At 38.9% G+C, this 12,634-nt stretch carries 11 protein-coding genes; 5 read left to right on the top strand and 6 right to left on the bottom strand.

The features are described 5' to 3' along the window. Positions 1-6: 6 nt before the first annotated feature. On the bottom strand, positions 7-249 hold the full coding sequence (locus VB715_RS16375) for a DUF6887 family protein (protein WP_323302289.1): 243 nt from the start codon (positions 247-249) through the stop codon (positions 7-9). Continuing rightward, on the bottom strand, positions 242-421 hold the full coding sequence (locus VB715_RS21980; protein WP_416336949.1) for a DUF6888 family protein: 180 nt from the start codon (positions 419-421) through the stop codon (positions 242-244). Before VB715_RS21980 ends, VB715_RS16375 begins: the two co-directional genes overlap by 8 nt. A gap of 204 nt (positions 422-625) precedes the next feature. Between VB715_RS21980 and acnB the strand changes: the two genes are divergently transcribed. Further along, entirely contained in the window at positions 626-3,235 is a 2,610-nt protein-coding gene (gene acnB / locus VB715_RS16370) for a bifunctional aconitate hydratase 2/2-methylisocitrate dehydratase (RefSeq protein WP_323302288.1), read from the top strand. A 371-nt stretch (positions 3,236-3,606) separates the two neighbouring features. Here the strand turns inward: acnB and larE are convergent, their stop codons facing one another. From larE to VB715_RS16355, 3 genes are all read right to left on the bottom strand, one after another. Continuing rightward, positions 3,607-4,431: an ATP-dependent sacrificial sulfur transferase LarE gene (gene larE, locus VB715_RS16365; protein ID WP_323302287.1), complete on the bottom strand. Its 825-nt coding sequence runs from the start codon at positions 4,429-4,431 to the stop codon at positions 3,607-3,609. A gap of 50 nt (positions 4,432-4,481) precedes the next feature. Then, a complete protein-coding gene (locus tag VB715_RS16360; RefSeq protein WP_323302286.1) occupies positions 4,482-5,807 on the bottom strand; it encodes a HAMP domain-containing sensor histidine kinase in 1,326 nt (441 codons plus the stop codon). A 106-nt stretch (positions 5,808-5,913) separates the two neighbouring features. Continuing rightward, positions 5,914-6,687 carry an ABC transporter permease gene (locus VB715_RS16355; RefSeq protein ID WP_323302285.1) on the bottom strand — a complete coding sequence of 258 codons (774 nt, stop codon included), beginning with the start codon at positions 6,685-6,687 and terminating at the stop codon, positions 5,914-5,916. Positions 6,688-6,799: 112 nt separating this feature from the next. Between VB715_RS16355 and VB715_RS16350 the strand changes: the two genes are divergently transcribed. Both VB715_RS16350 and VB715_RS16345 read left to right on the top strand, forming a co-directional pair. Beyond that, positions 6,800-7,756, top strand: a complete 957-nt coding sequence (locus VB715_RS16350; protein WP_323302284.1) for an MBL fold metallo-hydrolase — start codon at positions 6,800-6,802, stop codon at positions 7,754-7,756. Between the two features lie 266 nt (positions 7,757-8,022). Then, a complete protein-coding gene (locus VB715_RS16345) occupies positions 8,023-9,105 on the top strand; it encodes a class I fructose-bisphosphate aldolase (protein WP_323302283.1) in 1,083 nt (360 codons plus the stop codon). 41 nt (positions 9,106-9,146) lie between these two features. On the opposite strand, the gene VB715_RS16340 is transcribed toward VB715_RS16345, so the two are convergent. Beyond that, entirely contained in the window at positions 9,147-9,419 is a 273-nt protein-coding gene (locus VB715_RS16340) for a PepSY domain-containing protein (protein WP_323302282.1), read from the bottom strand. A 156-nt stretch (positions 9,420-9,575) separates the two neighbouring features. On the opposite strand from VB715_RS16340, the gene ispG reads away from it, so the two are divergent. Beyond that, positions 9,576-10,784, top strand: a complete 1,209-nt coding sequence (gene ispG / locus VB715_RS16335) for a (E)-4-hydroxy-3-methylbut-2-enyl-diphosphate synthase (RefSeq protein ID WP_323302281.1) — start codon at positions 9,576-9,578, stop codon at positions 10,782-10,784. Positions 10,785-11,490: 706 nt separating this feature from the next. Beyond that, positions 11,491-12,573 (top strand): hypothetical protein, encoded by a 1,083-nt coding sequence (locus tag VB715_RS16330; RefSeq protein WP_323302280.1) that lies wholly within the window; start codon positions 11,491-11,493, stop codon positions 12,571-12,573. Positions 12,574-12,634: the final 61 nt, after the last annotated feature.

The following is a 12,634-nucleotide window of genomic DNA, read 5'->3' as shown; positions in this document are numbered from 1 at the left end:
TTGTCTCTAAGAAGAAAAATCACCTAAATGCTCAGGAGTCTTTCTCCCTTTATCTTTTTTAATCTTCTCTAAAAAATCTGGATAATTATTCATATCTTCTATTGAATCTAGAGGCGGATTATTTATCCAGTTTTTTTCCTTATCAACTCGATCAACAAAAGTATAAAACGCTTCGTTATCTTCTCGATGAGATAAGATATATTGTCTCAACTTTTTGAGATTCATAGTGTTAAAATCAGGTTCAGTCATCAGCATACCTCCAATTACCATTAGGATAAATTTCGATTAAAATTTCTTCGCCAGCAATAAAAATAATGTATCCTGTGCGTTCATCTAGACGAATTAAATAGATAGGTAAATATAATTTAGTTGCCCAAATACACAACCGATAACATTGCCAAACTTGTGCTTGTGTGGGAATAGGTCAAACCCCTAAAAAGAATGATAGTTGTACCCTTAAAGTATATCAAATCTTCAAGAAGCATCAACCAATCCTAACACCCCTTTCCCATAAACTTAACAAAACCCTCCACACTATTACCAAATAAACTTGATACCCTTAAGAGTGATACCCTAAACAGTTTCCATCGCAACAGCAAGAAGTACACAGCAGGAGAATCACTGAATGTTAGAAAACTATCACAAACACGCAGCAGAAAGAGCAAAACTTGGTATTCCTCCCCTCCCTTTAACCGCAGAACAAACATCGCAACTATGCGAAATGTTAAAAAATCCCCCCAAAGAACTCAAAGAAGAACTTTTGATGTTATTACGGGATAGAGTTCCCCCTGGTGTGGATGAAGCGGCCTACGTTAAAGCAGGGTTTTTGACAGGTATTGCTAAGGGTGAGATAACTTGTCCCCTCATCTCTCGTCAAGGGGCCGTAGACCTTTTAGGAACCATGATGGGAGGCTATAACGTACAATCTTTAGTAGACTTACTCAAATCTTCTGATAGTACCCTCGCATCTACCGCAGCAACTGCATTAAGCAAAACCCTGTTAGTTTTTGATGTTTTCAATGAGGTTTTAGAATTATCTGAAACGAACCCATTCGCAAAACAAGTGGTTGACGCATGGGCCGAAGCTGCATGGTTCATCAATAAACCCAAAGTCCCCGAAAAAATCATCGTCACAGTCTTTAAAGTACCTGGGGAAACCAACACCGATGACCTATCCCCTGCCCCCCATGCTACCACAAGACCTGATATTCCCCTCCATGCCTTAGCTATGTTAGAATCCCTAATGCCAGAAGGGATAGAAACCATTGCCAGAGTCAAAGATAAAGGCTATCCTGTGGCTTATGTTGGGGATGTGGTAGGGACTGGTTCCTCCCGTAAATCTGCTATCAACTCGGTTTTATGGCATATTGGCAATGATATTCCTTTTGTCCCTAATAAACGGTCAGGAGGATACATTATAGGCGGAAAAATTGCCCCTATTTTCTTCAATACTGCTGAAGACTCCGGTGCATTTCCTATCGAATGCGATGTCTCGGAGATGGAAACGGGTGACGTTATCATCATCTATCCCTACAAAGGAGAAATTACCAATGAAGCAGGAGAATTAATTGCTACTTTCACCACCAAACCTGACACTATTCTAGACGAAGTTCGGGCCGGTGGACGCATTCCTTTACTCATTGGACGCGGTTTAACCGATAAAACCCGTCATGCTTTAGGACTCGAACCTAGTACGATTTTTGTCCGTCCTAGTATTCCTGAAGACACCCATAAAGGGTTTACCTTAGCGCAAAAAATGGTCGGTAAAGCTTGCGGTTTACCTGGGGTCAGACCTGGGACTTCTTGCGAACCCATCATGACGACTGTTGGTTCTCAGGATACCACAGGCCCCATGACCCGTGACGAATTAAAAGAACTCGCTTGTTTAGGGTTCAATGCAGACTTAACCCTACAAAGTTTCTGTCATACTGCTGCTTATCCCAAACCCGTAGACATCAAAACTCATCACGAGTTACCCGACTTTTTCTCGACTCGTGGAGGGGTAGCTTTGCGTCCTGGGGATGGTATCATCCATTCTTGGTTAAACCGGATGTTATTACCCGATACTGTAGGAACTGGGGGTGACTCCCATACTCGCTTCCCCTTGGGTATTTCCTTCCCCGCAGGTTCGGGTTTAGTCGCATTTGCCGCAGCATTAGGGGTTATGCCCTTAGATATGCCAGAATCAGTATTAGTTAAGTTTACTGGAGAATTACAACCAGGGGTGACATTACGGGATATTGTTAATGCTATTCCTTGGGTTGCTATGCAAGAAGGTAAATTAACTGTTGCCAAAGAGAACAAAATTAATGTTTTCAATGGCCGTATTATGGAAATGGAAGGTTTACCTAATTTAAAAGTTGAACAAGCTTTTGAATTAACCGATGCAACGGCAGAAAGGTCTTGTGCAGGGTCAACAATTAAGTTAGGAAAAGAGACTATTGCGGAATATTTGCAATCCAATATTGCCCTAATCAAAAATATGGTTGCACGAGGATATAAAGATTCTCGGACTTTGATGCGTCGTGCAGCAAAAATGGAACAATGGTTAAAAAATCCCGTATTAATGGAAGGGGATGAAACCGCAGAATATGCAGACATCATCGAAGTCAATTTAAGTGAGATTAAAGAACCGATTGTTGCTGCACCAAATGACCCTGATAATGTTAAATTGATGTCCGAATGTGCCGGGGACAAAGTTGATGAAGTGTTCATAGGTTCCTGTATGACGAATATTGGACATTATCGTGCTGCTGCTAAAATCTTAGAAGGGGCCGGACGCATTAAATCTGTTTTATGGATATGTCCCCCAACCCGAATGGATGAAAAACAGCTACGAGAAGAAGGGGTTTATGGTACTTTTGCCGCATCTGGTGCGCGAACAGAAATGCCTGGATGTTCCCTATGTATGGGCAACCAAGCGCGTGTAGAAGACAATGCGACCGTATTTTCTACCTCTACCCGTAACTTTAATAATCGTATGGGTAAAGGGGCCAGAGTTTACCTCGGTTCTGCGGAATTAGCTGCCGTTTGTGCCTTATTAGGAAAAATCCCCACTGTTGAGGAATACATGGAGATTGTCACCCAAAAAATTGATCCCTTTGCAGGTGAATTATACCGTTATCTCAACTTCAATGAAATTGAAGGATTTGAAGATGAAGGACGGGTTATTCCCTTAGATGAAATGCCCAAGATTGAGGATATTTTAGGCATTCCTGTGGGAGTTTTGAGTTAAGAAGATGGTAGGGTGGGCAATGCCCACCTTTTCAAGCTCAATTTTTAATCAAATAAAGATGTCAAATTTTAATACCTATTTTTCTGATTATAAATCAGAAGGTCATAACTGGATTACTCTAGCCAGTGGAGAATATTATCCTGATAGATGAAAATATGGCTTTTCACGTCAAAATATTGGTCTAAAAATGGTAATCCTAGACGAAAAGTTTACTTGTTTTATATGCTATTGAATCTTATGCTAAGGACTTAGAGCATATTATTACTGAATATTTATCTCAGTGCGATCGCCTATAATTAATCTATCCCCTAAAATTAGCATAAGGAGTATATCGCTTAGAATCTTTAAGATGTTATAGCTAACTTTTTCGTCTAAACATTGGCTCTATCTTTCCCCAAAATTTCTTGATTTAATTTACCACTACGATACCCTTCTAAATCAAGGGTGACATAAATAAAGCCTAATTTTTGAAACTTGGTCACCAATTGGGGTAAATTAGCCGTAATAACAAAATCTTTGATTACCTCTGGGGGTAATTCAATTTTGGCTGTGTCTCCCTGAGAACGCACCCTTAAATTGTGATAACCTAGGTTACGCAGATAAATTTCGGCTCGTCCTACCCTTTGCAGTTTCGCCACCGTAATTTCTTCACCATAGGGAAAACGGGAACTTAAACAGGGTTGGGCTGGTTTATCCCACCAAGGTAAACCCAAAGCTTGGGAGAGTTGACGAACTTCGGATTTTGTGATACCGACTTCTGCTAACGGCGATCGCGCCCCTCTTTCCTTAGCCGCTTGTATACCGGGGCGATAGTCTTGTAAGTCATCAGCGTTAACCCCATCTACCACATAGGGATAGCCTCGTTTTAAGGCGAGGGGTTTCAGGGTGTCATGGAGTTCACTTTTGCAAAAATAACAACGGTTAACAGGGTTTGCGGTGTAGCTGGGGTTATCCATTTCACGAGTATGGACTAACTCATGGAGAATGCCAATGGTGGCGGCTTGAATTTTGGCTTCTTCTAATTCTTCGGGTAATAATGACGGGGACACAGCCGTAATTGCTAACGCGCGATCGCCTAAAACATCATAAGCAATTTTGGCGACTAAAGTGCTATCGATACCCCCAGAATAGGCAATTAATACCTGTTCCATTGGTTGAAAAATTGCTTTTAATTGGCTGAGTTTTTCCGTAAGCATTTTATTGTCAAGCTCAAATTTTAAGGATTTATTTCTATTTTAACAAACCCTTAACTGATCTGACTATCAACTTGAATGGGTAATTCAAGGGTGAAACAACTCCCCTTGCCAAATTCAGAGGTTAAGGTGAGATCTCCCCCATGTAATTGTGCTAATTTGCGAGATAATGCTAATCCTAACCCTGTTCCTTTATGTTTGCGACTGAGGTGATTATGAATTTGTTGAAAGGGTTGAAATAGTTTTTGTTGATCTGCCTCTTTTAGTCCAATTCCTGTATCAATTACACAAAAAATCAGATTATTTTGAGTTCGTTTGACTTGTAATGTCACCGAACCTTTTTCTGTAAATTTAATGGCATTAGAAAGTAAATTAAGCAGAATTTGTTTAATTCTTCTTTGATCAACGGTACAAAAATCAATGTTATCCGCTATATCAATAATTAGGTCAAGTGCTTGTTCATTTGCTTTGGCTTGAACCATAGAAATTGCTGCCAAACAAATATCTTCAACCGCCACAGTTTCTAAAAATATTTCTTCTTTTTCCGCTTCAATTTTAGAGAGATCTAAAAAGTCATTAACAAGGGACAATAAATGTTCGCCTGATACCCTAATTCCATGAACATACTGTTTTTGCTTGTCATTTAAGGGGCCATAAAGTTCTTCTTTAAGCATCTTAGAAAAGCCTAAAATACCCGCTAAAGGTGTGCGTAACTCATGACTCATGTGAGAGAGATAATCTTTTTTATCTTGATGAATAGATTGTAGTCTTTGATTTTCTAATTCTAACTGCTTTAAACGCTCTTGTAATTGACGGTTTTGGATGACGATCGCTATTTGATCTGTCACAATTTCTAAGGTTTCAATTTCTTCTAAAGTAAACGTACGAGTTGCTTCTTGAGTTACTAATATTAAATACCCAAATAATTGTTCACTCAAATACACGGGAACACTTAAAATACAACAATGAAAATTATCTTCCTCCTCAAAAATTGTTAATGGGGTAAGCTCTAAAGATTGAGTAGTAATAGCATCGGCTTGACAAAACTGGTAAACTTGCTGTTGGGCGGCACAATGGAATAACTGTAGCCATTCATTATGGAGTAACCTTTCAAGCAAACTCTTTTCTGTCACTGCCCAAGCCTGATAAATGTGGCATAGAGATGATTCAATGCGTAATAAAATTGCATTATCTATGCTGTATTTTTGGCCAATGATGGCTAAAATTTTGGCCATGACTTCCTGGGGATTTGCCCCAGAATTTAAAAGATGATAAATTGAGCCTAGGAATTCTTTCTGTCCATCATAGTTACCCGTTTGATGAGACAGCTTTCTCTGTTGTTTAAAGATGCCTGAATATTGACTTGCTAAGGTTCCCACGAGCTTTTTTGTCCTGGTTAATCCACTAATGCCCCCATTGACTCAGTATACAGGTAAATTCCTCTAGAGGAATTTATTTCTGAAAAAAGGTCATAAAAAGCAACATTTAAAATTGTCGGCGGGAAAAAATGAAACTAGAAATTGCTAGAAGAAGGATAATATAAACTATCCCATAGAGAGCATTCATTGCTAACTCTAAACTGTTGGGGAGAATTCCATAGACTGCTGTATTTCTAAGATTCAATCTTTCTAGGTTGGGAACGATTAAATAAATACTTTCTGTCAGAGCAGTAATACTGGGATTTTTGCTAATCATAGCCAACTTTAGTAAATCACTACTTAGATGTCCAATGAAATAGATTCCGAAACTCAAAAGAGTGGCCAAAATTGAGCTAGTAAAAGTACCAAAGGTAATAGAAACAGCCGTCAACAATGCCAATTCTAACAATAAATATAATTGAGAAATTAATAAGCTAAGGGGGGAAAATGTGATTTTTGACCAACTCAATAAACCAAAATAAAGCAATGTCATGATGGCAATCATCACAGCAAGTACCGCGCATAAACCCAAATGTTTACCAAGGATTAATTCACTGCGACTAATGGGTTTAGGAATTAACACTAAAACGGTTCTTTTTTCAATCTCTTTATTAATTAATCCCGTTCCCACAAAAATGGCGACAATGGCTCCTAAAAAAGCAGTCATTCCTAATCCTACATCGAGAAAAATTTTACCATCTGCCCCGACAGAAATTTCTGGCAGTAAGCGTAAAGACAAGGCTAAAACAACTCCAAAAAAACCAATAACATAGAGGATGCGATCACGGATTACTTCTCGAAATCCATTAGTCGCAATTACCCAGATTCTGACTAAGTTCATCTTACTATGATTCTCTTGAGTAACTAAGGTTTACTTTCTTATTATTCCCCAGAGGAGGCTTTCTGATATCATAATCGTACAAGAAATTTGCAAAATCTCTGCTTAAATTGTTATGAAAAGATACAAAATCAAGCAATGGCTCATTTTGGCTATGCTAACCTTGATTACAGGTGTTTGTCTGATTGGATGGCAAACCCAAGGTATGGCTCAATCTTCTCCCTCTCAACCTGCTGTAACTCTATCCACTTCTCAATTAACCCTAGCAGAAGTGGGGACAGGAATTTATGCTTTAGTTGCTGATACAGATTTTCCTAATGATCAACCGAATGCAGCCGTGTGTAATGGAGGTATTATTATTGGAGATGATGGAGTTTTAGTAATTGATCCTTTTCAAACCAAAGGGTTAGGAGATTTACTTTTAAATACAGTTAAAACCCTTACAGATAAACCAATTCGCTATGTTCTAAATACTCACTTTCATTTTGATCATACAGGGGGGAATTCTGCGGCAGTTGCTCAAGGAATTCCCATTATTGGACGGGGGCCGATTCGTCAATTTATGTTAGAAAAAAATCTAGAATATGATCCTAATCCGCAACTACCAAGTATCATTATGAACGAAAATGGGTCAATTTGGTTAGGCAATCGCCAGGTAATTCTAGAAACGGCCGAAGGCCATACAATGGGAACAGATTTACTTGCTTATATTCCTGATGCTAAAGTAATGTTTACCGGAGATATTTTATTTAATAAAAGGTTTCCCTATATTACTGATGGCAATATTCGACAATGGCAAAAAACATTAATTACCTTAAAAAAGGATTATAATGATGTTAAATTCGTCCCTGGTCATGGGCCGATTACTGATAGTCGTGGATTAGATAGCCTTAAAACTTATCTAGACAAATTAGAAACCTTAGCAATGACTTGGAAGGAGAAGAAAATACCAGAAGAACAGGCGATTAATAGTGCTTCAAAAATTCCTGATGCTTACAAAGATTATAAATTTCAAGCCCTTTATGGGAGTAATTTGAAGGCCGCTTATCAACAAATTACTTTGGGAAATTAGCATAGGAATAATATAGTAAGGGCTTAATATTATTAAGCCCATTTAGTGTGAATACAAGAATTCCAGAGTCAGAATGGGATAAATTTTTAAACATGGGGGATAAAGTCGAAATCATGGGTATTGAGAAGATAAACAGATAATAAAAATTGACCTAAAATTAATACTCAAATTACTTTCTTAAATCAATCTATAGAAAGAAAAATTAACCATTTTAAAAAAGCACAATGATATAATAACAGTTAAGAACTCAATCTTAGAATACTCTTATGACTGCTACACTTTTTAAACCAGGAAGCATAGAATCTTACCTAGGAGAAGAAGCAGAAAATCTGCTCACCTACAAAGCCAAAGTTCCCCAATCTTTGGTACATTTACCAGGAAATGACTTTATTGATCGTATTTTTGCACAAAGCGATCGCAACGCTCAAGTTTTACGGAGTCTTCAGCAAATCTATTCAACGGGAAGATTAGCCAATACGGGATACATTTCTATTCTACCCGTTGACCAAGGAATTGAACATTCTGCGGCTGCTTCTTTTGCTCCTAACCCCATTTATTTTGACCCAGAAAACATCATTAAATTAGCCATAGAAGGAGGATGTAATGCACTAGCAACTACATTAGGGGTATTAGGAATGATGTCCCGAAAATATGCCCATCGTATCCCATTTTTAGTCAAATTAAACCATAGTGAATTACTCACTTATCCTAACACCGCCGACCAAATTATGTTTGCCAGTGTAGAGCAAGCTTGGAACCTTGGTGCAGTAGCAGTCGGTGCTACCATTTACTTTGGATCATCAGAATCAAATCGTCAAATTCAAGAAGTCAGTAAAGCCTTTGCGCGGGCCCATGAATTGGGTATGGCTACGGTATTATGGTGTTATCTGCGGAATGATATATTTAAACAAGATAAGGACTATCATTTAGCTGCTGATTTAACGGGACAAGCGAACCATTTAGGGGTAACAATAGAAGCAGATATTATTAAGCAAAAACTACCTGAATGTAATCATGGATATGAAGCAGTTGCTAAAGCGAGTAATCAAAAATATGGGAGAACCGATGAGAAAGTTTACACAGAATTAAGTAGCGATCATCCTATTGATTTAACCCGCTATCAAGTGTTAAATTGTTATGCAGGAAGAAGTGGATTAATTAACTCCGGTGGTGCATCGGGTAAAAACGATTTTGCTGAAGCAGTTCGCACGGCAGTTATTAATAAACGGGCCGGAGGTTGTGGCTTAATTTCTGGTAGAAAAACCTTCCAGCGTCCTTTAGAAGAAGGGGTGAAACTTTTCCATCTAATTCAAGATGTTTATCTTTCTTCTCAAATTACCATTGCTTAAACAAAACTGTTAGGGTTAAAGGGACTTTATGTCCCTTTGGTTTATGTTTTTCGTCTAACTTGTAACCACATAAAAATACCTGTAACCCCCAACATCAAAATCCCGAAAGCATTTAAAAAAGGATAAATTATTTGTAAATCAATTATCCCAAATTTACCCCGATGAAGAGCTAATAACCAGGAAAATTTTCGAGCATTCCCTGTCAATTCTGCTACTTGAAATAATGACCCGGTAATCGCAGTTAATAGTAAAGGAAAGATCATCAAAGGAGCAAGGGTATAATGAAGATGGCGTAAGCGTCTTTTATTAATCATTGAATCCGACAAATATTGTATTTTTTAAATCCCTTGTAGGGGCGAACGGCCGTTCGCCCCTACGTAAACATCCATTTTCCCTAATAATACTCACAAAGTCCCTTAAAATAAAACTTGGATAAATTTGCTACCCAATCATCTTACTATCAGTCCACCATGCAAACCCTGGAAACCCCCAAAACCACCCCTGAATTTGATACCACCATTCACCGTCGCCAAACCCGTCCCGTCAAAGTGGCAGATGTCACCATTGGGGGAGGTCATCCCGTGGTGGTACAATCCATGATTAATGAGGATACCCTAGATATTGATGGGTCAGTGGCCGCCATTCGTCGCTTACATGAAATTGGTTGCGAAATTGTGCGGGTAACAGTTCCCAGTATGGCCCATGCTAAAGCCTTAGCAGAAATTAAAGCAAAATTAGCCCAAGTTTATCAACCCGTTCCCCTCGTGGCGGATGTGCATCATAATGGCCTAAAAATTGCCCTAGAAGTGGCCAAGCACGTCGATAAAGTCCGCATTAACCCAGGATTATATGTCTTTGAGAAACCCAGTCCTACCCGTAGCGAATACACCCAGGCAGAATTTAAAGAAATTGGTGATAAAATCCGCGAAACCCTAGAACCTTTGGTTATTTCCCTGCGAGATCAAGGAAAAGCCATGAGAATTGGGGTTAATCATGGTTCTTTGGCAGAAAGGATGTTATTTACTTATGGAGATACCCCCGAAGGGATGGTAGAATCTGCCTTAGAATTCATCCGCATTTGTGAATCTCTCAATTTTTATAATATTGTGATCTCCATGAAAGCATCCCGTGTTCCTGTCATGTTAGCGGCCTACCGCCTCATGGTCAAACGGATGGATGAGTTAGGCATGGATTATCCCCTACATTTAGGGGTAACAGAAGCAGGAGACGGAGAATATGGCCGAATTAAGTCTACGGCAGGAATTGGAACCCTTTTAGCGGAAGGAATTGGGGATACAATTCGCGTTTCTTTAACGGAGGCCCCGGAAAAAGAAATCCCGGTTTGTTATAGTATTCTTCAGGCTCTGGGACTGCGTAAAACCATGGTGGAATATGTAGCCTGTCCTTCTTGTGGTCGTACTTTGTTTAATTTGGAAGAAGTATTACATAAGGTACGAGAAGCGACGAAACATCTCACAGGGTTAGATATTGCTGTTATGGGATGTATTGTTAATGGCCCTGGAGAAATGGCCGATGCTGACTATGGTTATGTAGGTAAGCAAGCGGGTTATATTTCCTTGTATCGGGGACGGGAAGAAATTAAAAAAGTACCTGAAGACCAAGGGGTTCAAGAATTAATTGAATTAATTAAAGCGGATGGCCGCTGGGTTGAACCTTAAATTTATTTTTCCTTAATCGTTTAAGTTCTTGTCGGGGGCGAACGGCCGTTCGTCCCCTACTTTTGTCTAATCCGTGGCGGTATATTATTCCCTATCAAAATCTCGCAAAGAAACTTCATCACAAAGACATAAGAAATTGAATTATTAGACAATATTACTCAATATAACGTGACAAATTTGGTCTTTTTTGTACAAAACTTAATTATTAAGGTAAACCCAGTCAATTTTTAGTTAATCGCTGATTAAGGAAAATTGGAAAGAGCAAGGGGGAAAAATCTTGGTCTAAAGCTCTGTATGTCTTTGATAGAAGCGGATTGACAATTTTGAGAGATTTATGATTGATGGACAAACTTAAAATTTATTGAAATTAAGCTCAGATTTCTGAGAATCTAACTGCTCTGACTGAAATCTCCACATTGTAACAGTAAGTTAACAAGTTAGACAGATTGTAACTAAAAGTGTTCAATCTTTAAGCTTTTAGAATTTACTATAAGCAAATATCAATAAATAAAACAGTTTTGTTGACTAATTTCTCGGTTTATATATATTTATATTTTTAGCTTAAAAATTATCACAAAATTGTTGCTAATAATCACCAATTATATCTCAAAAAATACAGTTATTTTTTTTAACTTTTACCACAGATTTAAGTTAAAAACCCCTTGATAGGATGAGTTTAACGGATTCAGTTTTCAATATAAAAATCATGAGTATTTGTGGAAAGAAATGGCTCTCAACCCTATCTTTAGGTGTTGTTTTAAGCTTCGGTAGTGCAGTCAATGCTAGTGCAGCTACTCTCGGTTATGAATTTACGGGAGGTGCAAATGATGCCAATGTCGATGTGACCTTCGGTTATGAATTTCAGTTAGGAAATACTGTTGGTGATAATGATCACATAATTGCCTTAGGTGTTTATGCTGGCGGAAGTGATAATAATGGAAATCTAGCATTAGACAGCGATCATCAGGTGCAGATTTGGGAGGTTGTTCCTGGTGATCCAAGTTCTGGTATTCCAATTTTCGACGTACCCATAACAATTGGGCCTTTAACAGCCAACACTTTCATCTATAAAGACTTTGTTTATTTAGAATTCCAAGATCGCATTCCTCTTACTTCTTTTGATACTAATAAAAGCTACCGTTTGGGAGTCTCGTACACAACCGAGGGGGACAAATTATTTATTGAGAATACAGGGGGGGTTGATGCCTTAGCTCCTGGTAATGTCACAATTCCTACTACTAACGTAGATGGGGAGATTCCTGGTACGGATACAGACCCCGATTTTATGCTTACTCTTTCCTCCATAATGCAACCCGATGGAGGATTTGAACCTATCGGTTATTTTGGCCAATCAGGTGGCTCTAACCCTCTCACTTTTCCAGATACCCCAGCCTCGGAATTTTTCGATAATAACATTTTCTATGTTGTCGGGAATATCCTGTTTGGTCCGGCAACTGATGTCCCACCAACAACCAGTGGTACAGGGACAGGCACTTCTACAGGTACAGGCACTGCTACAGGTACAGGGACAGGCACTGGTACTGGTACTGGTACTGGTACTGGTACTGGTACTGGTACTGGTACAGGGACAGCCACTAGTACAGGGACAGGGACAGCCACTGGTACAGGGACAGGGACAGCCACTGGTACAGGGACAGGGACAGCCACTGGTACAGGGACAACCACTGGAGTCCCTACTATTCCTGAACCAAGTTTAGTGAATGGGTTACTAACAATGGGATTAGCAGGAATTGCGATTCGATACAAAAAACAATCGGCAAAAAAATAGTTAATGCTTGAGTTTAAGATTAATTAGGAGTCGTTCAGTTACAAGTTTTTTTGACTCCTAA

Origin of the sequence: Crocosphaera sp. UHCC 0190, assembly GCF_034932065.1 — a bacterium.
Classification (GTDB): Bacteria; Cyanobacteriota; Cyanobacteriia; order Cyanobacteriales; family Microcystaceae; genus UHCC-0190.
This window is presented reverse-complemented; position numbering and strand designations above follow the sequence as displayed.